This window comes from Beutenbergia cavernae DSM 12333 (genome assembly GCF_000023105.1).
Classification (GTDB): Bacteria; Actinomycetota; Actinomycetes; order Actinomycetales; family Beutenbergiaceae; genus Beutenbergia; species Beutenbergia cavernae.
In genome coordinates this window covers 3,715,385-3,739,553 of record NC_012669.1, presented here as the reverse complement: position 1 = coordinate 3,739,553, position 24,169 = coordinate 3,715,385, and the positions used below count along the sequence as shown (strand labels likewise).

Annotated in this window: 17 protein-coding genes and 1 pseudogene; 9 read left to right on the top strand and 9 right to left on the bottom strand. The window is 74.5% G+C overall.

What is annotated here, in order from left to right:
- Nucleotides 1–12: 12 nt before the first annotated feature.
- The 3 genes from BCAV_RS21760 to BCAV_RS16915 all read right to left on the bottom strand — a co-directional run bounded on the left by BCAV_RS21760 (nt 13) and on the right by BCAV_RS16915 (nt 3,877).
- Nucleotides 13–1,782 carry a polysaccharide deacetylase family protein gene (locus BCAV_RS21760; protein ID WP_144016813.1) on the bottom strand — a complete coding sequence of 590 codons (1,770 nt, stop codon included), beginning with the start codon at nt 1,780–1,782 and terminating at the stop codon, nt 13–15.
- 106 nt (nt 1,783–1,888) lie between these two features.
- The gene (locus BCAV_RS16920; protein ID WP_144016812.1) at nt 1,889–2,908 is read right to left on the bottom strand and encodes a LacI family DNA-binding transcriptional regulator; all 1,020 of its coding nucleotides are present in this window, start codon (nt 2,906–2,908) and stop codon (nt 1,889–1,891) included.
- Between the two features lie 63 nt (nt 2,909–2,971).
- Nucleotides 2,972–3,877 carry a hypothetical protein gene (locus BCAV_RS16915; RefSeq protein ID WP_015883838.1) on the bottom strand — a complete coding sequence of 302 codons (906 nt, stop codon included), beginning with the start codon at nt 3,875–3,877 and terminating at the stop codon, nt 2,972–2,974.
- Nucleotides 3,878–3,981: 104 nt separating this feature from the next.
- Between BCAV_RS16915 and BCAV_RS16910 the strand changes: the two genes are divergently transcribed.
- The 3 genes and pseudogenes from BCAV_RS16910 (at nt 3,982) to BCAV_RS23240 (ending at nt 8,123) form a co-directional block, all read left to right on the top strand.
- Nucleotides 3,982–4,686, top strand: coding sequence for a DUF998 domain-containing protein (locus BCAV_RS16910; protein ID WP_043347424.1), 705 nt, complete (start codon nt 3,982–3,984; stop codon nt 4,684–4,686).
- Nucleotides 4,687–4,723: 37 nt separating this feature from the next.
- Nucleotides 4,724–7,639 (top strand): annotated as a pseudogene (gene lysX, locus BCAV_RS22325) (bifunctional lysylphosphatidylglycerol synthetase/lysine--tRNA ligase LysX); the annotation flags it as partial.
- Entirely contained in the window at nt 7,638–8,123 is a 486-nt protein-coding gene (locus BCAV_RS23240; RefSeq protein WP_342618317.1) for an amino acid--tRNA ligase-related protein, read from the top strand. The pseudogene lysX and the gene BCAV_RS23240, both read left to right, overlap by 2 nt.
- A 1-nt stretch (nt 8,124) precedes the next feature.
- Here BCAV_RS23240 and BCAV_RS16900 read toward each other — a convergent pair whose 3' ends face one another.
- Nucleotides 8,125–9,150 (bottom strand): LacI family DNA-binding transcriptional regulator, encoded by a 1,026-nt coding sequence (locus tag BCAV_RS16900; protein WP_015883836.1) that lies wholly within the window; start codon nt 9,148–9,150, stop codon nt 8,125–8,127.
- Nucleotides 9,151–9,252: 102 nt separating this feature from the next.
- On the opposite strand from BCAV_RS16900, the gene BCAV_RS22565 reads away from it, so the two are divergent.
- Genes BCAV_RS22565 through BCAV_RS16880 form a run of 4 tightly spaced genes read left to right on the top strand, consistent with a single transcriptional unit; the run spans nt 9,253 to nt 14,063 of the window.
- Nucleotides 9,253–10,806 carry a sodium:solute symporter family protein gene (locus tag BCAV_RS22565; RefSeq protein WP_015883835.1) on the top strand — a complete coding sequence of 518 codons (1,554 nt, stop codon included), beginning with the start codon at nt 9,253–9,255 and terminating at the stop codon, nt 10,804–10,806.
- On the top strand, nt 10,799–12,058 hold the full coding sequence (locus BCAV_RS22560; RefSeq protein ID WP_015883834.1) for an AGE family epimerase/isomerase: 1,260 nt from the start codon (nt 10,799–10,801) through the stop codon (nt 12,056–12,058). Before BCAV_RS22565 ends, BCAV_RS22560 begins: the two co-directional genes overlap by 8 nt.
- Nucleotides 12,055–12,879 carry a glucosamine-6-phosphate deaminase gene (locus BCAV_RS16885; protein WP_015883833.1) on the top strand — a complete coding sequence of 275 codons (825 nt, stop codon included), beginning with the start codon at nt 12,055–12,057 and terminating at the stop codon, nt 12,877–12,879. The genes BCAV_RS22560 and BCAV_RS16885 overlap by 4 nt, the downstream gene beginning before the upstream one ends.
- A complete protein-coding gene (locus BCAV_RS16880; protein WP_015883832.1) occupies nt 12,876–14,063 on the top strand; it encodes an N-acetylglucosamine-6-phosphate deacetylase in 1,188 nt (395 codons plus the stop codon). The genes BCAV_RS16885 and BCAV_RS16880 overlap by 4 nt, the downstream gene beginning before the upstream one ends.
- A gap of 2 nt (nt 14,064–14,065) precedes the next feature.
- Here BCAV_RS16880 and BCAV_RS16875 read toward each other — a convergent pair whose 3' ends face one another.
- The 5 genes from BCAV_RS16875 to BCAV_RS16855 form a co-directional block, all read right to left on the bottom strand.
- Entirely contained in the window at nt 14,066–15,184 is a 1,119-nt protein-coding gene (locus BCAV_RS16875; RefSeq protein WP_015883831.1) for a dihydrodipicolinate synthase family protein, read from the bottom strand.
- Complete coding sequence (locus BCAV_RS16870) at nt 15,184–16,200, bottom strand: NAD-dependent epimerase/dehydratase family protein (protein WP_015883830.1); 1,017 nt, start codon at nt 16,198–16,200, stop codon at nt 15,184–15,186. Before BCAV_RS16870 ends, BCAV_RS16875 begins: the two co-directional genes overlap by 1 nt.
- Before the next feature lie 102 nt (nt 16,201–16,302).
- The gene (locus tag BCAV_RS16865; protein WP_015883829.1) at nt 16,303–17,286 is read right to left on the bottom strand and encodes a Gfo/Idh/MocA family protein; all 984 of its coding nucleotides are present in this window, start codon (nt 17,284–17,286) and stop codon (nt 16,303–16,305) included.
- Nucleotides 17,283–18,332, bottom strand: coding sequence for a Gfo/Idh/MocA family protein (locus BCAV_RS16860; protein ID WP_015883828.1), 1,050 nt, complete (start codon nt 18,330–18,332; stop codon nt 17,283–17,285). Before BCAV_RS16860 ends, BCAV_RS16865 begins: the two co-directional genes overlap by 4 nt.
- Nucleotides 18,329–19,558: a DegT/DnrJ/EryC1/StrS family aminotransferase gene (locus tag BCAV_RS16855; RefSeq protein WP_015883827.1), complete on the bottom strand. Its 1,230-nt coding sequence runs from the start codon at nt 19,556–19,558 to the stop codon at nt 18,329–18,331. Before BCAV_RS16855 ends, BCAV_RS16860 begins: the two co-directional genes overlap by 4 nt.
- 105 nt (nt 19,559–19,663) lie before the next feature.
- Here BCAV_RS16855 and BCAV_RS16850 point away from each other — a divergent pair, with 105 nt between their 5' ends.
- Together BCAV_RS16850 and BCAV_RS16845 are read left to right on the top strand one after the other, a co-directional pair.
- On the top strand, nt 19,664–20,908 hold the full coding sequence (locus BCAV_RS16850; protein WP_015883826.1) for a DegT/DnrJ/EryC1/StrS family aminotransferase: 1,245 nt from the start codon (nt 19,664–19,666) through the stop codon (nt 20,906–20,908).
- A gap of 995 nt (nt 20,909–21,903) precedes the next feature.
- On the top strand, nt 21,904–24,063 hold the full coding sequence (locus BCAV_RS16845; RefSeq protein WP_245528881.1) for an HNH endonuclease signature motif containing protein: 2,160 nt from the start codon (nt 21,904–21,906) through the stop codon (nt 24,061–24,063).
- Nucleotides 24,064–24,169: the final 106 nt, after the last annotated feature.

Sequence of the window (24,169 nt, the reverse complement as noted above, 5' to 3'; positions counted from 1 at the left end):
CCGGGCCTGACCTCACGGCTCGAGGGTCCACGTCGTGGTCCCCGCGGGCAGGTCTGTGACGAGCTGCACGAACGCGCGGCCGTGCCGGGTGACGTGCGTGACGGGCACGCCCTCCGGCGCGAGCCGCGGCGGGAGCAGGATCGACGCTCCCGCCACCGGCGCCGCCGCGTCGACCCGCAGCACCCGCCGTCCGCCGTCGTGCGCCGTCGTGACCCGCACGCCGCGCCGGCTCCGCTCCCACGAGTTGATGCGGTCCGACGTCCACCACTCCAGGCCGCGCTCGCGTGCGGCGTCGGCGAGGGCCAGGCACTCCGCGCGGGTCGCGGGCCGCCGCAGGTGCGGGCCGTGGAACAGGAAGTGCGCGACCCCGTGCTGCTCCTGCGCGCCGTCCAGGATCACGTCGCGCACGCTGGGGTGCGCCGCCCAGGCGAGGTCCTGCGCGTGGAGCGGCAGCATCAGCACGTCGTGCCGGCGGACGCCGTCGTCGGCGAGGGGGAACGCGACGTGCGCGGTGCCGAACGGGAACCCGACGAGCCCCTGCTTGCTCGGGCCGCGGGAGGCCTCGATCTCGATGCCCACCTGCTCGCACCAGGCGTAGAGCTCCGACCAGCCCTCCCATCGCGTGCAGTGGTTCTTGTTCGAGACGATGCGCTCGCGGCCGGTGACCGCCTGCGCCCACGCGTGCTGCGCGCGCAGCTGCGGCCGGCCCCACGAGGTGAGGGCGTCACCGTGCATGGCGTCGTAGTGCAGGGCGTGCTCGTGCCCGGCCGCGGCGATCTCCTCGTACATCTCGGCCGGGTATCCGCCGGGGTAGATGTGGCACCAGGTCACGCGCACGTCGGCCGCGGCGAACGCGTCGAGAGCCGCGCGGCCGTCGGCGGCCTCGTTGTGGTCGGAGTCGTGCGACATGTGCGCGATCCCCTCGAGTCCCGACGGCCAGTAGCCGAGCCAGGGCACCGCGGCATCGGTGGCGTCGGCGCCCCACCAGATCGCCTGCAGCAGGAGTGAACGCCACCAGTCGGCGTACGGGACGTCCACCATCGGCACCGGCGACGGCGCGGGCAGCGTGTGCCCGTAGTCGGTGCCGACCGGGGGTGCGCCGGGCGGGAGGGCGCGGTCCGTCTCGAGGTCGAGCGCCATCCCGTCCTCGGTCTTGAGGACGCCGTCGTCGCGCGGGGCGGTGCCGTCGGACGCCGGCGCGGCGTCCTGCGTCACGGGGTAGCCCTGCTGGATGCGGACGACGGACTGCAGGAGATCGGCGCCGAACATGAGGACGACGCCGCCGCCGTGCGTCCGGGCGGTCGCCGCCGCCGCTCCGCCCGGCCAGGTGGCGAGCGTGCGGGTGCCCGGTGCGGGGGTGAGCTCGACACCGCCCACGGCGCGCAGCGGTCGCGGCGGCAGGTGCGTCCAGGCCTCGTCCGGCACGACCGCCACCCGGGCGGTCTCCACGGTCGCGCCCTCCTCGACCCCGGCCAGGGCCGCGAGCGCGCCGGGCGCCGTCGCGATGACGAGCGCTCCGCCGGCCGCGACGAACACGCTGAGCCGAGCGGCGTCGTCGTCGTCGGTGACGGGCGACGTGACGAGGACGACGCCGCTGGCGTCGGACGAGACTGTGTGGGCGATCCCGGCGTGCGCCAGGACCTCGGTGGCGTACGCGGCCCACGGGGCTCGGGTGCCCGGGGCGTCGGACGCCCAGAGCGTCACGCCTGGCGCGGCAGGCGTCGGGTCGGTCGTCGTGCCGGGGCTCGGCACCGGTTCGAGGAGGTGCGGTGCTGTGGCCACGCCGCCAGCCTGCCCGAGCGCAGTCGCGGAGTACAGCGCCACGAACCTCTCGCGGTGGCGCCACGAACCTCTCGCGGTGGGGCCACGAGCCTCTCGCGAAGGTGGGTCAGGGGCGCGCTGTCGAGTCGCGCAGCACGACCTCGCCCCGCACGACGACCACCCGTGGTTCCTGCTCCAGGGCGAGCGCGAGCTGCAGCGCCTGCGCCCCGATCTCGCGGAGGGGGACCCGGACCGTCGTGAGCCCGGGGGTGATGTCGCGCAGCGTCGGGATGTCGTCGAACCCGGCGACTCCGACGTCGGTCGGGACCGTGAGCCCCGCATCGCGCACCGCCGCCATCGCCCCGACCGCCATGAGGTCGGTGACCGCGAAGACCACGTCCAGCTCGCCCAGGTGCGGCAGGAGCGCCGTCATCCCGGCGTACCCGCCGTCGCGGCTGAACTCCGACGGCACGACGTGCTCGGGCGCCGCGGCCGTGCCGAGCTCCGCGAGCGCCTCCCGGAACCCCGCCTGGCGGTGCCGTGCGGTGAGGTGGTCGGCGGGGCCGGCGATCACACCGAACCGGCGGTGCCCGGCGTCGTGCAGCGCCCGCGCGAGCGCGGCGGCGCCGCCGGAGTTGTCCAGCGCCACGGCCGGCACCTCGGGGAGCGGCTGGCCGATGAGCGCGACGCCGCCGCCGGACCGCCGGTGCCCGGCGATCGCGCGGGTGAGCTCCTCGGCGCGGTCGGCGCCGCCGAGCCGCCCGCCCGCGAGCACGATGGCCCGGGCGCGCTGGCGGTGGAGGAGCTCGACGAGGTCGACCTCCCGCCGCGGGTCGTGCCGGGTCTCGGCGAGGGTGACGGCGAGGCCGACGTCGTCAGCGGCGGCGGTCACGCCGGCGGCGATCGTCGAGAAGTACGGGTCCGCGACGTCGTGCACGACGAGGCCGACCGACGTCGTCTGGCCGCGTGCCATCGCCTGGGCGTTCGCGTCGGGGGTGTACTCGAGCCGGGCGGCGGCCTCGAGCACCCGCTCGCGCAGGTCGGCCCGCACGGTGCGCGTGGGGGAGCCGTTGATCGCGCGGGAGGCGGTGGCGAGGGACACGCCCGCTTCGCGCGCGACGTCGCTCAGGGTCGGCCGGGTGCGCACCGGCACAGCGTACGACCCGCCGGCAGCCAGCGCGTCGGGCCGGGCGGAGCCGGCCCAGCCACGTCACGGCGCGCGGGGGGACGTCGTCCCCGGATCCGGCGCGTCGGTCGGGTCCTCGGCGGGTGCCTCGACCTCGCCGTGTCGAGCCAGCGCCACGGCCCCGGACACGGAGAGCACGAACCCGAGGATCGCCGCCCACTCCCAGCCGGCGCGTGGGCGGTCCCCGAGGAGCAGGACGCCGACCAGTGCGGGAGCGACGGTCTCGCCGACGACGAGAGGCGCCGTCGCCTGGGTGACGGATCCTCGCTGGAGCGCGATGGAGTAGGTGAGGAGGGCGACGACGGCCGCCACGGCGAGCGCGTAGAGCGCGGGGGAGGCGATCAGCTCCTCGATCTCCGCGAGGAGGCCGCCACCGCCAGGAGCGCCGGGCAGCATGCGCGACGCCACGGCTGTCGCACCGAACGCGAGACCGGCCACGCCGCCCAGCGCTGCGGCACCGCGTGGACCCGGCACGCGGCCGAGGGGGATCGCGAGGACGGCGAGGAGCAGCGCCGCGGCCAGGACACCCCACTGCTCGGCGGGGACCACCTCGACCGCCGAGTCCTCCGACGCCGAGGAGCCCACGAGGACGAGGCCGGCGACGACGACGGTCAGCCCGATGCGATCGGCCCTCCGGAGCGGCATGGCCAGGAAGAGCGCGCCGAGCACCGCCGTGATCGCGAGGAAGCTGGCGACGATCGACTGGACGACGAACAGCGGGAGCGTGCGGACGGCGACGAGCGACAGGGCGAACCCCAGTGCGTCCAGGCCCACGCCGAGCAGGTAGCGCCACGAGCGGGCGAGCCGGACGAGGAGGCGCGGGTCGAGACCCTCGACGGCGTCCGTGCCACGTGCGGCGACCGCCTGGAGCACGGAGCCGACGCCGTAGCAGACGGCCGCCGCGAAGGCGGTGACGAGACCGAGGATCACCGAGCACCTCCCGGGTCGTCGGGGACGCGGCCGAGTGCGGCCCTCGAGCGGTACGACCGTAGGTGGGCGGGCGTGGGAGCGCATCCGCGGTGAGACTGGTGGCTGTGACGAGTCGCGACGGGTCGCCGCGGCGCGCGGCGCTCCTCGTCGTCGCCGCGCTCGCCGCAGTGTTCCAGGCGAACTTCCTCCTGGACTGGGTGCTGCGCGGCGGCGACGGGATGCAGTACATCGTCAGCCAGCTCGCCGCCCCCGGGCAGCCGAACGCGACGTTGCTCCGTGCGACGGACGTGGCGTGCGCCGTCCTCGTCCTCGTCCTCGTCGTGCCCGTCCGCCGTGCCCTCCGCCCCGGGCCGTGGCGCGAGGTGGTCACGTGGGGCACCGTCGCGTTCGCCGTGGGCGCCATCGGTGCGGCCCTGGCCGCGAGCACGTGTCCGCTCGGCACGAGGTGTGTCGGCTCGGGCGACCTCGAGGTAGTGATCCACGACCTGGCGAGCGCGGTGTCGGAGGTCGGGCTGTTCGGCGGGGTGCTCGGAGCCTGGTTCGCGACCCGCCGCGACGGTCCCGCCTGGTTCCACGCCGCCGCGCAGTGGGTGTTCGTGCTCGGCGGCGTCGTGTCCGCGCTGATGTTCGCCTACTTCACGTGGACCGCCACGCCGGGGACGTCGTCCACCGCGGCCGCGCTCAGTCAGCGGCTCCACATCCTCACCGTGAGCGCGTGGCTGGTCTGCCTGGGCGTCCTCGCGGCACGGGCGGACGGGCCCGGCGGCGCTACGGCTCTCGGCGCGCGCGTGGAGCCGGAGGTCCGATAGCGTCCGCGCACGGTCCCATCGGGAGACGAGGTCGAGCATGTCCGACTCACCTGGACCGGCCACGCACAGCGCGCCGGCGCACCCGGCCGACGACCGGGGGCCGCACGAACCGTTCCGCCCGACGTCGCGGCGGCCGGCCGACGACCGGTGGCCGGATCGCTTCGCCGGCGCGATGCTCCTTCTGAGCGCGTTCGTGGCGCTCGTCGCCGTCGTGCCGCACTGGCACCGGTACTTCGCCCACACGACGGACGCGGTCTCCCTCCTCCTGGTCCCGGTGGTGCCGAGCCTGGTCTACGCCGCCCTGTGCCTGGTGGTCGCGGTCGGCCTCCGGCGCAGGCTGCGGGCCGCCTGGTGGGTCCTGGTCCTGTGGTGGCTCGCCCTGCCCGCCCTCGGCCGCGCGCTGGACCTCCTGCCCGGGTCGCTCGCGGGTGTCGACGCCGTCCTCAACGCCGTCGGCCTCGGAGTGGTCGCGGTGGTCCTCGTGCTCGCCATCCGGTCCCGGCCGCAGTTCGTGGCGCGCCGCGTGCCCGGGAGCCTGCCGGCCGCGCTCGCCGTCTTCCTGGTGGGCGGCCTCGTCGTCCTGGTCGGTGGGGCGGTGCTCGTCTCGGCGTACGGCGACTCCCCGGACGGCGGGACGTCCGCGGTCTTCGTCCTGTCGGCGATGCTGGCGGACATCGGTCGGGTCGGAGTCGACCTCGGGGTCACCGCCCCGTGGTGGGTCCACGCGCTGATCGGCGTGACGGGCGCGCTCGTCGTCCTCGCGGCAGCGCATCTCCTCTTCCGTGCTCCGCGGGACTCCCAGACGCTCGACCCGCCGGACGAGGCGAGGGTGCGCTCCCTCCTGCGGGACTTCGGCGACGACGACTCCCTCGGCTACTTCGCGACCCGGCGCGACAAGGGGGTCGTGTGGGACACCGGTGACCCGGCCACCGCTCGGGCCGGGATCTCCTACCGCGCGATCGGCTCCGTGTCCCTGGCCAGCGGCGATCCCCTCGGCGATCCGCGGTTCTGGGGCGACGCGATCGAGCGATGGCGGCTCGAGGCCCGCTCGCGAGGGTGGTCGCTCGCCGTCATGGCCGCCGGGCACGCGGGCGCCGTGGCCTACGACGGCGCCGGCCTCACCATGCTCGACATCGGGGACGAGGCGATCGTCGACCTCGCGGACTTCTCGCTCAACGGGCCCGGGATGAAGGCGGTCCGGCAGTCCGTGGCCCGCCTCCGGCGTCGGGGCTACGTCGTCCGGGTCGTGCGACATGCCGCGCTCGGCGCGGAGGACTTCGCGGCGCTGGGCGAGGCCGCCGACCAGTGGCGTGGTGACGGCGGGGACGAACGCGGCTTCTCGATGGCGCTCGGCCGGCTCGACGACCCGCTGGACGAGGCGTGCGTCCTCGTGGAGGCCCGGGACGCGGACGGACGGCTGCGGGGCTTCCTCAGCTTCGTCCCGTGGGGCCGGACCGGGCTGTCCCTCGACCTCATGCGCCGCGACCCGACGGCGGACAACGGTCTCGTCGAGCTCATGGTCGCGAGCCTCGCCGAGAAGTCGGCCACGTTCGGCGTCGGCAACGTCTCCCTGAACTTCGCCATGTTCCGGGAGGCGTTCGAGCGTGGCGCCGAGATCGGGGCCGGCCCGTTGGCGCGGGTGTGGCGGCAGGGCCTGCTCCTCGCCAGCAGGACCTGGCAGCTCGAGTCGCTGTACCGGTCGAACGCCAAGTACCTCCCCGAGTGGCGCCCGCGGTACCTCGGCTTCGAGTTCGCGTCCGACCTGCCTCGGGTGGGCGTCGCCGCCGGCAGCGCCGAGGGCTTCCTCACCCGGCCGTCCGTCGCGATGCTCCGCCGGAAGGCCGGCGCGGCGAGCGGTGCCCTCGAACCCGGCGGACCGGAGCACGCCGCCGAGGTCCGCGCGCTCATCCCGCCGCCCCGCGACGTCGTCGCCGAGGCGCTCGCCACCGATCACCTCCCGGAGCAGGTGCGGGTCCGGCGCCAGAAGCTGGACCGGATCCGCGCGGCGGGCGTGGATCCGTACCCGGTGGGGCATCCCCGCACGCACACGCTCGCCGACGTCCGTCGGGAGGCGGGTGAGCTGCCGCCGGACACGGCGACCGGGCGGCGCGTGTCCGTCGTCGGCCGCGTGATCCTCAAGCGCGACATGGGGGGTCTCGGCTTCGCGACGTTGCGGGACGGGAGCGGCGACCTCCAGGTGATGCTCCAGGCCGATCGCCTCAGCCCGGAGGTGTTCGCGTTCTGGGAGCACTCGATCGACCTCGGCGACCACGTCGGGGTCACGGGTGAGGTCGTGACCACCCGCAAGGGCGAGCTCAGCGTCCGAGCCGAGGAAGCGACCCTGACGTGCAAGGCGCTGCGCCCGCTGCCCGACAAGCACCTCGGCCTCAACGACCCGGACGCCCGGGTGCGGACCCGGTACGTCGACCTGATCGTCCGGCCGGAGGCGCGCTCCGTGGCGTACCACCGCTCGGCGGTCGTGCGCAGCATCCGCGACTCGCTGCAGTCGCGCGGTTTCACGGAGGTCGAGACCCCGGTCCTGCAGACGATCCACGGCGGTGCGAACGCCCGCCCGTTCGAGACGCACATCAACGCCTACGACATGGACCTCTACCTGCGGATCGCCACGGAGCTGCACCTCAAGCGACTTCTCGTCGGAGGCATGGAGAAGGTCTTCGAGGTGGGCCGCCAGTTCCGCAACGAGGGCGTCGACTTCAAGCACAACCCGGAGTTCACCTCGCTCGAGGTGTACGAGACGTACGGCGACTACGACACGATGCGGGTGCTCACCCAGGGTCTGATCCAGGAAGCGGCGACGGCGGTCTACGGCTCGCCGACGGCGCGACGAGCCGGGCCGGACGGCACGGTGGTCGAGTACGACCTCTCGGGCGACTGGCCCGTGAAGACGGTGTGCGAGGCCGTCTCCGAGGCGTTGGGCGAGGAGATCACGGCTGACACACCGCTCCCGGAGCTGCTGCGCCACGCCGAGAGCATCGGGCTCGAGCTGGACCTCGACCCCTCGTGGGGGGTTCGTCCTCGAGGAGATCTACGGCGAGCTGTGCGAGGGGCAGACGACCACGCCGGTCTTCTACACCGACTTCCCCACGGAGAACGCTCCGCTCACGCGGAAGCACCGGCGCGACCCGCGGCTGAGCGAGAAGTGGGACCTCGTGATCTTCGGCGCCGAGCAGGGCACCGCCTACTCGGAGCTCATCGACCCGGTCGACCAGCGGGAGCGTCTCGTCGCGCAGTCGCTGCTGGCGGCGGCCGGTGACGCCGAGGCGATGCAGGTCGACGAGGACTTCATCCAGGCGCTCGAGTACGGCATGCCGCCGACCGGTGGGATGGGCCTCGGCGTGGATCGGCTCGTCATGAACCTGACCGGCCTCAGCATCCGGGACACGATCCTGTTCCCGCTGGTACGCCCCAACCGCTGAGTCAGCAGCGCGGCGCGGGCCCCGTGGTGGAACGGACCACGAGCTCCGCCGGGAGGACCACCCGCTCAGCCGAGCCCGTGCCGGGTTCGCGGTGGACGAGGCGGAGCAGCAGCTCGACGGCGACGGCGCCGGCCTCGTCGCTCGGGCCGTGGATCGTGGTGAGCGGCGGCACCGTCCGCACCGCAAGGATGTCGTCGCAGCCGACGACCGACACGTCGCCGGGGACGTCGACGCCCGCCGCGAGCAGGCCGGCGAGCACGCCCTGCGCGAGCACGTCGTCGAACGCGATCGCCGCCGTCGCCCCGGAGGCCACCAGAGCGGGCGCGAGGGCGAGGCCGACGTCGTGCTCCGGCCGGTGCGCGCCGAGGTCGACGACATCGACGGACCGCTCCGCCGCGCGCGCGAGCACCGCGGCGCGCCGGGTGTCGTCCGACCACGACGGCGCCGGACCGCCCACGTAGGCGAGTCGCCGGTGGCCGCGGTCCGCGAGGTGGTCCACGGCCTGCGCCATCCCGACGGCGGTGTCGAGCAGCACGCGCGTGACGCCGTCGACGTCCCGGTTCACGAGCACCACATGGCGTCGCGCAGCGAGGGCGCGCACGTCGTCGTCCGGCAGTCGGGAGGAGACGAGCACGACGCCGTCCGTGCGCCAGGACAGGGTGCGCAGCAGGTCCGCCTCGCGCTCGGCACTCTCGTCCGTGTCCGCGAGCAGGGTGCTGACGCCGTCGTCCGCGGCGCGGGCCTGCGCGGCGCGGATGACGGGCGGGAAGAACGGGTTGGCGATGTCCGGGACGACGACGCCGATCGTGCCGAGGCGGCCGGTGCTGAGCGCGCGGGCGGCGTGGTGGGGAACGTAACCCAGCTCGGCCGCGAGGGCGGTGATGCGTTCCACGGTGCTCGCCCGCAGGAGGTGCGGGTGGGAGAAGACGCGGGAGACGGTCGACGTCGAGACGCCGGCCGCGGCCGCGACGGTGCGGATCGTCACGCGGGGGCCGCCGTCGCCGGGCGGCGTCCGGGCAGGGGACACACGAGAACCCTAGGCGGAACCCCTTGACGTGCAACCGGTTGCACGGAAGCATCGCGGGACAACCGGGCGCCGTCGTCGGCGCCCCCCACGGACGGAGCAAGCATGGGCGCGCTCGACTGGATGGTGGTCGGGGGGTACTTCCTCCTGATGGTGGGGATCGGCTGGTGGGCGAAGGCGCGCGTGCACGACTCACGCGACTTCTTCACGGCCGGCGGCCGGATGCCGTGGTGGCTGTCCGGCATCTCGCACCACATGTCGGGCTACAGCGCCGCCGTCTTCGTCGGGTACGCCGCGATCGCCTACACCGAGGGCTTCGTGCTCTACATCTGGTGGGCGCTCGGGATCTCCGCCGCCATGGTGATCGGCGCGTTCCTGTTCGTGCCGCGCTGGCCGCGGCTGCGTCAGCGGCTCGGGATCATCTCGCCGCTGGAGTACCTCAAGACCCGGTACGGGCTGCCCACGCAGCAGCTGCTCGCGTGGAGCGGCACGCTGCTCAAGGTCTTCGACGTCGGCGCGAAGTGGACGGCGACGGCGCTGCTGCTCAACGTGTTCGCCGGCGTCCCGATCGCCGCGGGCGTCCTGTTGACGGGCGGCGTCACGCTCATCTACTCGGCCATCGGAGGACTGTGGGCCGACGCGCTGACCGACCTCGGGCAGTTCCTGGTGCAGCTCGTGGCCGGGATCGTCATGTTCGTCACGGTGCTCGTCACGCTCGACGGCGTCCCGACCCTCTGGACGATGTGGGACCGCCTGCCGGAGGGGAACTCCCAGCCGTTCAACGGTCAGTACACGCTGCTGTTCGTGCTCGTGTACCTGCTCATCAACACGCTCTCGTACAACGGCGGCACGTGGAACCTGGCGCAGCGGTTCATCGCGTCGCCCACCGGCAGCACCGCCCGCCGCGCCGCGCTGTTCTCCGCCTCCCTCTACCTCGTGTGGCCGCTCGTCATGTTCCTGCCGATGTGGGCGGCGCCGATCCTGCTGCCGGACCTGGAGGACCCGCAGCAGTCGTACGCGCTGCTCACGCAGGAGCTCCTCCCGGTCGGGCTCGTGGGCCTCGTGCTCGCCGGCCTGTTCGCGCACACGATGGCCATGACCGGGTCCGACGCGAACGCGATCAGCTCCGTCGTGACGCGCGACATCATCCCGGCGATCTGGCGCCGGGGCCGCGCGATGAACACCCGGACGGAGCTCGCCGTCGGCCGCATCGCGGTGGCGGCGTTCATCGCGCTCAGCATGGTCATCGCGCTCACCGCCGACAGCTTCGGCGGCGTCCTCGGCCTCATCATCCTGTGGTTCGGCGGGCTGGTCGGACCGATCGCCGTCCCGATGCTGCTCGGCCTGCTGCCGGCGTTCAAGCGGTGCGGGCCGGTCGCCGCGATCTCCTCGTGGGCCGTCGGGCTCGCCGTCTTCGCCCTGACGCGCTACGTGTTCGACGGCGCCATCGCCTCGCTCGCGCCGGACCAGGTCACGGCCGTGCAGGTCGGCGGGCCGGTCGTGTGCTCGATCGTCACGTTCCTCGTGATCGGCCTCGTGGCACCGTGGCGCAACGCCGCGTCCGACGAGCTCGTGGACTCGATCGCCGTCGAGATCGACGCGTCGGTGGTGTTCGGGGACGAGCGCACCGGCGACGAGCGGGCGGCCACCCGTGCGTGACGGCGCCGACTACGCGGCGCACCTGGTCGACGACGTCCTCGCCTGGTGGATGTCGCACGGCCCGGACGCCGAGCACGGCGGCGTGCTGACGTGCTGGTCCAACGACGGCGCCCGGCTCGTCTCGCACGACAAGTACACGTGGTCGCAGGGGCGGTGGGCGTGGCTGACCGCCCGGGTGGCGCAGGCCGCCCGCGCCGGCGTCCTCGCCGTCGACCCTGAGCCGTACGCCGAGCAGGCCGAGCGCACGGCCCGGTTCGTCCGCGACCGCGCGCTGTGCGCCGACCGCACGACGGCGTACGTCACCACGCGGGCCGGCGAGCCGTTCGAGCCGGTGCCCGGGCGCGGCCTCGCGACGAGCGTGTTCGCGGACCTGTTCGCGGCGCTCGGCTTCGCGGGGGTGGAGCACGTGCGCCCGGGCGAGGGCTGGGGCGAGCTCTCCCTCGAGGTGCTCCGGGCCGCGGCCGAGCGCATCGCCTCGGGGGAGTTCCGCTCGGACCCCTACCCGGTCCCGCCGGGCTACGGCTCGTTCGGGCTGCCGATGATCCTCGTCGGCGTCGGGGAGCAGGTGTACCGGGCGACGGCGGACACGGAGGCGGCAGCGATCGTGCGTGCTGCCGCGGCGGACATCGGCGCACGGTTCGTGCGCGGCGACGACGTCGTCGAGATGCCCGGCCCGGGCGGCGTCGACGACCCGTCGCTGCTGGCGCGGCACCGCACGCCCGGTCACGTGCTCGAGGCGCTGTGGTTCCTCCGTCACGCGCGCGACCTGCTCGGCGAGGCCCGCCTCGCCGACGACGCCGAGCTCGCGGCGATCGCGCGGCGCGCCCTCGCGCTCGGCTGGGACGAAGAGCGGGGCGGCCTCTTCCGCTACGTCGACGCGGCGGGCGGCGCGCCGGCGGGGGAGCGCGACGGCGAGGCGTACACCGAGCTGGTGGTCGCCACGTGGGACACCAAGCTGTGGTGGCCGCACGCCGAGGCGCTCTACACGACGCGCCTGCTCGCGTCCGCGACCGGCGATCCCGCCCTGGCCGCCTGGGCGGAGCGCGTCGAGAGCTACACGTTCGCCACGTTCCCCGACGGGTCCGGCCGGGAGTGGACCCAGATCCGGGACCGCTCCGGCGCTCCGGACGCGCGCACCGTCGCGCTGCCCGTCAAGGACCCCTTCCACATCGCCCGTGCGCTGCTCATGCTCGTCGAGCTCGACCCACCCGCAGGCCTCCCCGTGACAGCACCAGCATCGGAGCACGCATGACCGCCAGGTCCACCCGCACGCCCACAGGCACGCCCACCGACGTCGTCCCCGGCATGCCGCGCCTGCGGGTGTTCGAGACGCGCGCGGAGATGGGTGCCGCGGCGTCGTCAGACGTCGCCGCCGAGCTGCGTCGGCGGCTCGCCACGCAGGAGCGGGTCCGCATGGTGTTCGCGGCGGCGCCGAGCCAGCGCGAGGTGCTCGAGGCGCTCGTCGCGGCCGAGGGGATCGACTGGACCCGCGTCGAGGCGTTCCACATGGACGAGTACCTCGGCCTGCCCGCCGACGCCCCGGAGCGGTTCGCCGCCTGGCTGCGTGAGGCGATCTTCGGCGTCGTCCCGTTCGCGGCGGTGCACGCGATCGAGCCGGGTCCGGACCCGGAGCGCACGGCGCAGGAGTACGCGGCGGCACTCGCCGCGGCGCCGATCGACGTCGTCTGCCTCGGCATCGGTCAGAACGGCCACCTGGCGTTCAACGACCCGCCCGTGGCGGACCTCGCGGACCCGCTGGACGTCAAGGTCGTCGAGCTCGACGACGCCTGCCGGCAGCAGCAGGTCGACGACGAGTGCTTCCCGACGTTCGACGACGTCCCGACCCACGCGATCACCCTCACGGTGCCGCGCCTGCTGGCTGCGGACCGGCTCTTCTGCGTCGTCCCCGGTCCCGCGAAGCGCGCGGCCGTCGAGCACGCGCTCACGGAGCCCGTCTCGGCGGCGCACCCGGCGACGGCGCTGCGCACGCACCCGGACGTCACGCTGTACGTGGACGCCGACGCGGCCCCGCCCGCACCGGTGCGGGAGGCCTTCGAACGGGAGGGCGGATGACGGGGCAGGTGGCCCGCGTCGTCGGGCGGGACCCGGGCACGGGCCGGCTCGTCGAGGTGCTGGTCGACGACGGCGTGGTGGCGCAGGTGCGCGCGCTCGGCGCCGAGGCGTCATCCGAGCCGGGTGGCGAGCCGTGGCTGGTGCCCGGCCTCGTCGACCTCCAGGTCAACGGCTTCGCCGGCCTGGACGTCAACGGTCCGGACGTCACGCCGGACGTCGTGGTCGAGCTGGTCCGCGCGCTCGCCCGCGCGGGGACGACGACGTTCGTCCCCACCGTGGTCACCTCCGCCGAGAGCGACCTGCTGCGCTCGCTGCGCGCCGTCGCCGAGGCGCGCCGCCGTGACGACGGCGCTCGGCACGCGATCCCGTTCGTGCACCTCGAGGGTCCGCACATCTCGGCGGAGGACGGCCCGCGCGGCGTGCACCCCGCTGAGCACGTGCGCGAGCCGGACCCGGCCGAGCTGCGGCGGTGGCAGGAGGCAGCGGACGGGCTCGTGGGCCTGGTGACGATCTCCCCGCACTGGGACGCCTCGACGGCGTACGTGCGCCACGCCGTCGCGTCGGGGGTGCGGATCGCGATCGGCCACACGCACGCGACGCCGGAGCAGGTGCACGAGGCCGCCGCGGCCGGAGCGAGCCTCGCGACCCACCTCGGCAACGGGGCGCACGCGGTCCTGCCGCGGCACCCGAACTACGTGTGGGCCCAGCTCGCCGACGACCGGCTGACGGGGTGCTTCATCGCCGACGGGCACCATCTCCCGGCGGACACGCTGACGGCGATGCTGCGGGCGAAGGGTCCCGACCGCGCCGTGCTCGTGTCCGACTCGGTGGCGCTGGCCGGCCTGCCGCCGGGCGAGTACACGACCCCGGTCGGCGGCCGCGTGCACCTGTCCGCCGACGGGCGGCTGTCCGAGGTCGGCACGCCGTTCCTCGCGGGCGCCGCGCGCACGCTCGCGGACGGCGTGGCCGGCGCCGCCCGCCTCGCCGGGCTCGACCTCGCCGGTGCGCTGCGCCTCGCGACGACGAACCCGGGTCGCGTCGTCGGCGGACGCGGCGTGCTCACGCCGGGCGCGCCCGCCGACGTCCTGCTCGTCGACCACGAACCGGGTGCCGACTCGCTGGGCGTGCGGGACGTCGTCGTCGGCGGCGTCCGGATCGGCCGAGGGCCGGTGGGTGCGGCGTGAGCTCAGCGCAGCCAGCGGTCGAGGTTCTCCGCCACGAACGCGTCGTCCCGGAGCTCGGGGTAGGCGCGCCAGATCCGGTCGATCTCCTCGAGCTGCCCCGGCGAGAGGCCCTCGCGCGGGTCGAGGAACACGAGGTTGCCGAGCAGCCCCTGGCGGCGGAGCACCTCGTGCACGCCCGCGATGCAGCCGACGAACGCGTTCGCGGCGTCGAACAGCACGCCGTTGGCGTCGGTGAGCGCGGGGTTGAGCCGCAGCAGCTCGGCGAGCGCACCGCCGTCGCCGGCCTTCGCGGCGCGCGCGAGCCCGTGCATCCGGACCGCCTCGCGCACCCAGACGGCCCACTGGCCGAGCAGGCCGCCGACCATCTCGTACCGCTCGACGCCGCCGCCCGGCGCGGAGCCGGTGAACGACGTCAGCAGGTCCATGACGATGTGGTCGTCGTTCCCGGTGTACAGCGCGACGTCGCGGCCGCGCTGGGAGGATGCGAGCCCGTGGACGACGTCGAGGGTCGCGTACCTGTCGAACGGCGCAGCCTTGATCCCGACGACGCTCGGCACGTCGGCGAGGCGGCGCCAGAAGTCGCGCGAGAGGTACCGGCCGCCGACGGCGAGCTGCAGGTAGAACCCGATCACGGGGAGCACCTCGCCCACGGCGCGGGCGCGCTCGAGCAGGTAGTTCTCGTCGACGTCGCCGACCCCGTGCGGGGCGAGCAGGCACAGGTCGTATCCGAGCGACGCGGCCAGCTCCGCCTCCGCGACGGCCTGCTCGGTCGGGCCGCTCAGCCCGGCGACGAGCACGACGTCCCGCTCGGGGTACTCGGCGACCGTCTCGGCGGCGAGCTCGAGCACGGGTGCGAGCAGCCCGCGCGCCGGGTCGTGCACGGCGAACTGCGTGGTGTGGACGGCGACGGCGAGCCCCAGCGAGCCCGCCTCGACGTAGTAGCGGCTAAGGGCGCGCTGGCGGCGCTCGTCGATGCGGCCCTCGGCTGTGAGCGCGAGCGGGTGCGCCGGGATCACACCGCCGGCGCGGAACCGCCCGACGGCGTCGGCGGTTGCGGAGGGCGCCGCGGTCCGCGCGGGGATGCTCGCGGCAGCGCTGGTGCCGGTGCTGGTGGCGGTCATCAGAACTTCCCGTCGCGGCGCTGGAACTTCGTGGGCTTGCCGTGGACCGGCCCACCGGCCGTCAACCACGCGGCTGTGTGGTCCAGCAGCGCCTCGACGCCGATCGCCGGCTCGCCGAACTCCTCGTGGCTCGCCGTCGCGTCGGACAGCAGAGCGGTGTCCGCCTCCGACCCGACGAGCTCGACGTCGCGCCCGAGCCGCTCGCCCAGCGCGAGCGCGAGGTCGCGCACGCGGAGCGTCTGGGCGCCGGTGACGTTGAGGACGAACGGCGGGACGTCCGCGTGCCGCAGCGCGCGGAGCGTGACCTCGTTCGCGTAGCCCTGCCACACGAGGTTGACGGCGCCGGTCGTGACGTCGATCGGCTCCCCTGCCAGGATCTGCTGCCCGAGGTCGACGAGCACCCCGTACCGCATCTCGACGGCGTAGTTGAGCCGGATGATCGCCGTCGGCGTGCCGTTGCGGCGCGCCATGGCCTCGAGCACCCGTTCCCGGCCGAGGCAGGACATGGCGTACTCGCCGACCGGGGCGGGGGCGTCGCCCTCGCGGGAGCCGCCGCCGTCCACCGGCACGAGCGGGTAGACGTTTCCGGTGGAGAGCGCGGAGATGCGGGAACCCGAGAACCGCTCGGCGACCCGCCCGGGCAGGTACGTGTTCGTGTGCCAGGTGGCGGCCTCGTTGCCGTCCGAGCCGAACTTCGCGCCCACGAGGAAGACGACGTTCGCGGCGTCGGGGAGCCCGGCGAGCGACGTCTCGTCCGTGAGGTCGGCGGTGACCGTGTGGGCGCCCGCGGCCTCGAGCTGCTCGGCGGAGCCCGGCGTCGTGAACCGCGAGACGGCCGTCACTCGCGCGCCCGTGCCGGCCTGCTCGACGCCGTTGACGGCGAGCCGCACGAGGCTGGGGCCGAGCTTGCCGGCGGCGCCGAGGACGAGGATGTCGCCCTCGAGCGCGGCCAGATCGGCCACAAGTCCGGCGCTGGGGGTGGCGAGCGTGCGTTCGAGCTCGTCGACCGTGCGCATCTGCTCTCCTACCCTGCCGTGATTAGCGGCGGTCCATAACGTCCGATTACTGCTGTATCTAATCACAGACCGGGCGCTGCGTCTCGGTCCCCACGGTGCTGCTCATCCCCACCGCTCCGCACGTCCGCCGTCGCGCGCGCTGCGCGCAGCGAGGAGCGCCACCCGGGTCGCGAGCACGCTCGCCTGGGTCGTGACCTCGGGAGCCCGCCCCTCGGCCAGTGCCGAAAGGGCCTGCTCGGCCGGCCGGAGTCCCGGCCCCAACGGTTCGTCCCAGGGCTCCCGCTCGTGCGTGAGGACGGTGAGGCGGGACCGCGCCCAGTCCAGCTCGGCGACACCTCGGGTGCCGGTGAGCCGCATCCGGTAGTGCCCGTGCACGTCGGACGCCTCGGGCCACAGCCAGTGCGCCTCGATCGTCGCGGCGACGTCGCCGGCGGCGAGCACGAGGGCACCGCTGTCGGTCCATCCGGGGTGGTCGGGGAGCGGACGCCGCCCCGCGATCCCGCTCACGGTGCCCGACCGGGCTCCCGTGAGCTCGAGCACGAGGTCGATGTCGTGGACCGGCAGGTCCCCGAGGAGGTCGCCGTACCCGTCGGCCGAGAAGAACCACGGCGGCCGCGTCGGGGCGAGGAGCTTGTGCGGACCGGTCGCCGCGACGAGGGCGAGGTCGCCGAGCACCCCCTCGCCGACGAGCCTGCGGGCCGCGAGCGTCACCGGGTGCCACCGCTTCTCGAACACGACGGACACGTGCCGGTCCGCCCGCGCGGCGGCCCGCTCGATCGCGTCGAGGTCGGCCTGGTCCGTGCACAACGGCTTGTCGGCGACGACGTGCGCCCCGGCGTCGAGGGCGTCGATCACGATCGCCGCCCGGGCGCCGTACACCCCGAACGCGGCGACGACGTCCGGCGCGTGAGCGGCGAGCAGCTCCCGGTGGTCCGCGTAGCTGGGCACCCCCTGCGGCGTCCAGCGTTCGCGGTTCGCGGGGTCGGGGTCGCTCGTGCCGACGAGCTCGTACGGCCCGTGCGCCAGCTCGTCGAGCACGTAGGCGGCGTGGGGGTGCGCCATGCCGGCGACGGCGATGCGCATCATGCCCCGTCCGGTGCGGCGGGCACGTCCACGAGCCGGCCGGTCGCGGCGGACCGGTACGCGGCGTCGATCAGGGCGACGGTTCGCCACCCGTCGAGCGCGCGGACGCGGGCCTCGCGGCCCGTCGCGTGCGCCTCGAGCACGTCGCGCCACGCCTCGACGTGCCCGGCGATGCCGATCGCGGCAGGGTCGCTCGAGCCGGCGGCGACGTCGGAGGACGCGCTCGGCCGGTCGACGCCGTCGATCTCCCACCGCACGACGTCGGTGTGCGCGAGCTCGATCACTCCGCGGTCGGTGCGCAGGGTGAGGCGTGCGGCGTCGCCGGGCGGGGTCGCCGTGGAGGTCGCGACGATCCCGAGCGCCCCGGCCGCGGAGCGCACGGTGACGACCGCCGTGTCCTCCGCCGGCCCGCCGTCGCCGAGTACCGCCGTCTGGGCCGTCACGCTCGCGAGGGGGCCGAGGAACCACGACAGCAGGTCGACGGAGTGCAGGCCCTGGTTCATGAGCGAGCCGCCCGCGGGCATCTCGCGGCGCCAGGGTGCGGCGTCGTAGTACGCCGCGTCGCGCACCCACGGCACGAGCACCTCACCGAGCACGAGGGTGCCGAGCGCGCCGTCGTCGAGCAGGCGCCGGATGGCGACGTGCTGGGCCTCGAGCCGGCGCTGCGCCATCGGGAAGACGCGGCGCCCCCGTTCGCGGGCGACGCTCAGCACGCGCGTAGCGTCGGGCGTCGTCGTGGCGAGCGGCTTCTCGACGACGACGTCGGCACCCGCCTCCAGGGCGGCGACGGCGTGCTCCGCGTGCTGCCCGCTCGGCGTCGCGACGACGACGACGTCGAGCTCACGCCCCAGGAGCTCGCCGGCCGGGACGTGCGCGGCGTCGGGCCAGCCGGAGGTCCGCAGGGCCTCGGGCGTGCCGCCGCTCGCGGCGGTGACGCGGACGTCGACGCCGCCCGCCGCGAGGTGGGCGAGCGCCGCGGCGTGCGTGCGTCCGATGCTCCCGAGCCCCAGGATGCCGACGCGGACGGTGTCCCCGGAGACCTCGCTCACGCGAGCTCGTGGGCCGAGCGCGCGACCTTCGCGATGGCCCGCCCGACGGCGGCCACCTGCTCCGCGGAGCCGAGCAGCACGTGCTGCGGGAGCCACAGGGTGTCGCGGCTGACCTGGTCGGCGCGCGGGCACGCGGCCTCCGGCACCGGCTGCCCGAGCCGCTGGGCGAGGGCACGCGTCTCGGCGACGAGCGCTGCGTTGCGGTGCAGCGGGACGTACCCGGTGGACACGCCCGGCACGCCCTCGGCGGCGAGCGCCCGGGCGGCGGCGTCGCGCAGCCCGGCGTCGCCGAGCTCCGGCACGCGGAAGATGAAGAGGTGGCGTCCGTGCGCCGTGACGCAGGGGTCCAGCGGTGCGACGGCGACGCCCTCGACGCCGGCGAGCTGCTCCTGCAGTGCCCGAGCGTTCGTCTCGCGCACGGCCTGCTGCTCGGGCAGGCGCGCGAGCTGGGCACGCAGGATCGCGCCCTGGAACTCGGTGAGGCGCAGGTTGTAGCCGACGGCGGCGTGCTGGTACCAGCCGCCGCCGGGGACGCGGCCGACGTTGACGAGCGAGTACACGGCGCCCGCGAGCTCGTCGTCGTCGGTCGTGACGATGCCGCCCTCGCCGGCACTCATGTTCTTCGAGGTCTGGAAGCTGAACGTGCCGAGGTCGCCGAGCGTGCCGACGCCGCGGCCCCCCCACTGCGCGCCGACCGCCTGCGCGGAGTCCTCGATGACGGCGATCCCGTGCCGGCGGCCGAGCTCGGCGAACGCCGTCATATCGGCGACGTTCCCGGCGAGGTGGACGGGCATCACGGCCTTGGTCCGCTCGGTGATCGCGGCCTCGGTCGCGGCCGGGTCGAGCAGGTGGGTGGACGCGTCGACGTCGGCGAACACGGGGACGGCGCCGACGAACAGGGGGGCCGCGGCCGTCGCGATGAACGTGTACGGGGGGACGATCACCTCGTCGCCCACCCCCACGCCGGCGGCGCGCAGAGCCGCGGCCAGGGCCAGGGTGCCGTTGGACAGGGCGATGGCGTGCCTCGCCTGCTGCGCCTGCGCGAACTCCTGCTCGAAGGTCGCGACGACGTCGCCGTGCGTGCTGCCCCACTTCCCGGAGTGCAGCACGTCGAGGATCCCGCGCTCCTCCTCCGCGCCGGACTGCGGCCAGGTCGGGAAGTCGGGGAGGCCGTCGAGCTCGGCGCGTCCGCCGTGCACGGCCAGGGACGGGGTGGTGACGGTCATCGTCGCTCCATTTCGGCGTACCGGATTGCGGATTAGGCTAGCGACAATACTCGTCGGCGTCGATAGGGTGGTCGTGACGAACTCGTCCACCCGGAGGTCCATCCCATGTCCGATGTTCTCGCGCTCGACGGCGGCGCGCCGGTCCGCACCGCACCCTTCCCGTCCGTGTCCTCGCCCGCGGGCCGCACGCTCGGCGTGGAGGAGGAGCGCGCCGTCGTCGACGTCGTCCGCAGCGGCCAGCTCAACTCCACCGTCGGCGGCGTGACGCGCGGCTTCGAGCAGGACTTCGCCAGGTACTACGGGGTGCCGCACGCGGTCGCCTCCGGCTCCGGGACGTCGGCCATCCACCTGGCGGTCGCCGCCGTCGACCCCGAGCCCGGCGACGAGATCATCACGACCGGCCTCAGCGACGCCGGGACGGTGCTGCCGATCCTCGCGCAGAACGCGGTGCCCGTGTTCGCCGACGTCGACCCGGCCACGGGGAACCTCGACGTCGAGTCGGTGCGGGCCCGGATCACCTCCCGCACCCGCGCGATCATCGCCGTCCACCTCTTCGGCCAGCCGGCGCCGGTGGTCGAGCTGCGCGCGCTGGCGGACGACCACGGGATCGTGCTCATCGAGGACTGCGCGCAGGCGTACCTCACGGCGGTGAGCCCGGACGGCGCGCTCGCCGGCACCGTGGGGCACCTCGGCTGCTTCAGCCTGCAGCAGTCGAAGCACATCACCGCCGGCGACGGCGGGCTGACGATCACGTCCGACGACGCGCTCGCGCGCCGGGCGCGGCTCTTCGCCGACAAGGCCTGGCCCCGCGACACGGACGAGCGCACGCACCTCTTCCTCGGGCTCAACTACCGCATGACGGAGCTGCAGGCCGCCGTCGCGCGCGTGCAGCTCACGAAGCTGGCAGGCGTCGTCGAGGACCGCCGCCGCTCGGCGAAGGCACTGACCGACGTCGTGACGGGTCTGGCCGGGCTCACCGCGGCCGCCTCGGAGGGCATGAGCTACTGGCAGTTCCCGGTCTTCATCGACCCGGACGTCGCGGGCGCCGACGCGCACTGGTACGCGCGGGCGCTCGCTGCCGAGGGGATCCCGGCCTCGGGCGGGTACATCCAGCGGCCGCTCTACCTGACGCCGGTGTTCACCGAGCGCCGGACGTACGGGTCCTCCGGGTATCCGCTCTCGGTTCCGCCGGCGGACTCCGTGCCGGAGTACGCGCCCGGACTCTGCCCCGTGACCGAGGAGCTCATCGGCGCGCGGCTGCTCGTCATCGCGTGGAACGAGAAGTACACCTCCGACGACGTCGCCGACATCGCCGCCGCGCTCGAGAAGGTGCACGCCTCCCGGGCCTGATCGCGCCGAACCTCGCACTCCGCGTCGAACCTCGTACCCCGAACTACGAGGCTCGACGTGGAGTGCGAAGGTCGGCGCGGGCGGCGGGGCGCGGCCTCGGCGGACCGAGGCGTACGGCACCTGCGCTCGAGCGAAGTGGATGCGCTCGGACTAGATAGAGGCCCACCCATCGAACGGGGCGCGAGCCGCGCGTTGCCCAGCGGGGCGTGAGGCGGCGCGGGTGGTCTCGCGGCGTTGGAAGCGGCCGCGCCGAGCTCGTGGCGGGTGGTCGCCTCCGGCGCTCGCCGAGTGCGTGTGAGCGCCAGGCGAGGCGTGGTTCTCGCGGGGCGCTCGGCCGGCGGTGCCGGTGCGGTCGTCTCGCGCCGCTCGGCCGGCGGTGGGGATGCGGTCGTCTCGCGGCACTTGAGGGTGCGTTGTCGATGCGCTGTGTCGCGGCGTTCGCGGCCGTTCGTGGTGTTTCGCCTCGACTGAGTTCGCGGCACGCGGCGATGTGTTGTGCGATAGCGCTGCCATTCCGCGACGCGCCGTTTCCTTTGCCGGGTTCGCGCGTTGGAATGCTGGGGTGCCAGTGAGTCGCGGGTGCCCGATCTGTTCGCAGCTCTTACCGGCTCTGGAATACGGCTTGGGAGCCAAGTAGGCCCGCACGGACGGATTGCTCCCGTGGAGTGCGCGTCGTCGGGTGAGCCTGCGAAGCCTGGCGTGCCGGCCCGTTGGGAGTGCGGGTGCGGTGGGGACGAGTTGTCCCCAGGTCGTGATGACAGCGGAGTTTTCCACATTCTGTGGATGGTTGTTCGCTAACAGGCGAATACGCGCCAACCGCTTGCGAACGGGTGTTCGAAGCGCCAGAATGGAGCATGGCCCTCGAGAGCGTCCCGACGTCGGATTCGGATTCCGATCCGACCGGTCGCTCGCGCGATGACGCTGTGAGGGGGTCCAGTGGTTCACCCTCGCCCTCTTCTTCGGTAGTGGGCGCGCCCTTGGGGGTGGGTGCAGTGGTGCCGGGTCTGGTCGAACAAGCCCGGATCGTGCGTGACGCCGTGGTCCGTGGCGCTGGCGGGCTGTCGCTGGGTGCTGCGCTCGATCTCGCGGCCGCGGTGGAGGACGCTGCTCGCGTTCTGCGCCACGCGCAGCTCGTGGCGGCCGGTGCTGTCGCCGACGCGTACGAACGCCCCACGGACCTCGCGTCGAGCGGGCTGCGCGGCGGGGACGCACCTGAGGACGTCGGGCCACTCACGTTCGGCCCGGCGTCCCGGTTGGTTACCAGTGCGGATCGTCGTGATGGTGCCGCGCGCGAACCGCTCGCGACTCCGGAGCCGGCGGACACCACGGTCACGGCGGCCGGCTCCGCGGCGGCGGGCGACGCTGCAGGCACCCCGGACACGACCACAGCGCGGCTGGAAGAAGCAGGCGCGGCACGTGCGCCGGGGCGGTCAGAGGAGCCCGACGGGACGCGTGCGCCGGGGCGGTCAGAGGAGCCCGACGGGACGCGCGCGCCGGGGCGGTCAGAGGAGCCCGACGGGACGCGCGCGCCGGGGCGGTCAGAGGAGCCCGACGGGACGCGCGCGCCGGGGCGGTCAGAGGAGCCCGACGGGACGCGCGCGCCGGCGCGGTCGAGCGCACGCCCGGCTGGTCGTCGTGCGGGATACCGGTCGCCGGCGGAGATCCTGCGGGTGCGGTTGCGGCTGTCCGGTGCTGAGGCGCGGCGGCGAGTGGCGCAGGCACGCGACCTGCTTCCTGGGTCGGTGATGGTGGGTCAGACGATCGCGCCGGTGTGCCCGCTCGTGGGGGAGCTGGTCGGCGACGGTGCCGGTGACGTCGACGCGGTCGCCCACATCCTGCGTGGCCTGGCGCAGGCGCGCCGGATCGTCCGTGCCAGCACGTCCTCCGCGTCCGGCACGGTCTCGGACGGCGACAGCGAGGCCGGCGACGACGGCGACGGCGCCAGCGGCACGGAGGCGGTGGACGGTTCCGCGCAGCTTGCGGCCATGGAGCGCGTGCTGGTGGACGCCGCCCGTGAGGTCGACGCGGACGATGTGCGGCGCCTCACGGATCGATGCCTGCACCTGCTGGACCAGGACGGACCGGCTCCGAGCGAGGGGGAGCTGGAACGGTTGCAGGGTGTGTTCTTCAGCGGTCGGCGTGACGGGCTGCACCAGATCCGGATCATCACCGACGACGCCGGTCGGGAGGTCCTCGAGACGATCTTCGCCACCGGGACGAACCCGCGCGTGGTCACCACGACCTGCGACCCCGACGCACCCCTGCCCGGGAACGACGGCGCCTGCGACGTCGCGGCGGCAGACGGTGTGGACGCCGCCGCCGCGGACACGGCCGGTGCCGTCCCTCCTGCCGCAGCCGGTCCGGGTCCGGGTCCAGGTACGGATGCGGCGACCTTGGCAGGTGACGTCTCAGATGTGGCGAGCGATGCAAGTGCCGCCTCGCCCGTGGCGAGCGACGCAGGTGTCGCCTCAGGCGCTTCGAGTGATTCAAGCGCCGCCTCAGACGCGGCGAGCGACGCAGACCTCGCGGGCGGAGCCGCTGCGGAGGTACCCGTTGCGCGGGACGGGCGTTCCCTGGCGCGGCGCCGCCTGGACGCCCTGTTGGCGGCGTGCGGTGCTGCGCTGCGGTCGGCCGAGCTGCCCGCGACGGGCGGGCTCCCCACCCAGGTGATGGTCACCATGTCGTTGGAGGAGCTGCGCGCTGGTCTGGGCTCGGCGCACCTGCCCTACACGGGGCCAGTGCCGGTTCGCGCGGTGCGACGGCTGGCGTGCGATGCGGGGGTCATCCCGGTCGTCCTCGGCACGAGCGGCCGGGTGCTCGACGTCGGCCGGGCCAATCGGCTCTTTCGCGACAGCATCCGTAGGGCGCTCGTCGCCCGCGACGGCGGATGCGCCTTCCCGGGGTGCCAGATGCCCGCACCATGGTGCGAGGCCCACCACGTCCAGGAGTGGTGGAACGACGGCGTCAGCTCGATCGACAACGGGGTGCTGCTCTGCGGCTACCACCACCACCTCGTCCACGACGGACACTGGCGCATCGAGATGGTCGCCGGGATGCCGCGCTTCCGGCCGCCCTGGAACGACCCCTCCCACCCACGATCGGCACCGCGGCGCAACACCTACCACCGGCCCCCGGTGCCTCCCCGGCGTACCTAGGCCTACGCGCGAATGCCACCGCGAACCCGTCCGCCGCCACCGACACCACCGCCACATGACGACGACGGCGACAGCGCCAGCAACGGCGGCGGTGACGTGCACTCGC

Bases quoted from the DNA above. Each gene is read 5' to 3' on its own strand.
- BCAV_RS22565 (WP_015883835.1), top strand. From the start codon at position 9,253: ATGGGCGCGCTCGACTGGATGGTGGTCGGGGGGTACTTCCTCCTGATG.
- BCAV_RS16885 (WP_015883833.1), top strand. From the start codon at position 12,055: ATGACCGCCAGGTCCACCCGCACGCCCACAGGCACGCCCACCGACGTC.
- BCAV_RS16880 (WP_015883832.1), top strand. From the start codon at position 12,876: ATGACGGGGCAGGTGGCCCGCGTCGTCGGGCGGGACCCGGGCACGGGC.
- BCAV_RS16875 (WP_015883831.1), bottom strand. From the start codon at position 15,184: ATGACCGCCACCAGCACCGGCACCAGCGCTGCCGCGAGCATCCCCGCG.
- BCAV_RS16870 (WP_015883830.1), bottom strand. From the start codon at position 16,200: ATGCGCACGGTCGACGAGCTCGAACGCACGCTCGCCACCCCCAGCGCC.
- BCAV_RS16865 (WP_015883829.1), bottom strand. From the start codon at position 17,286: ATGATGCGCATCGCCGTCGCCGGCATGGCGCACCCCCACGCCGCCTAC.
- BCAV_RS16855 (WP_015883827.1), bottom strand. From the start codon at position 19,558: ATGACCGTCACCACCCCGTCCCTGGCCGTGCACGGCGGACGCGCCGAG.
- BCAV_RS16850 (WP_015883826.1), top strand. From the start codon at position 19,664: ATGTCCGATGTTCTCGCGCTCGACGGCGGCGCGCCGGTCCGCACCGCA.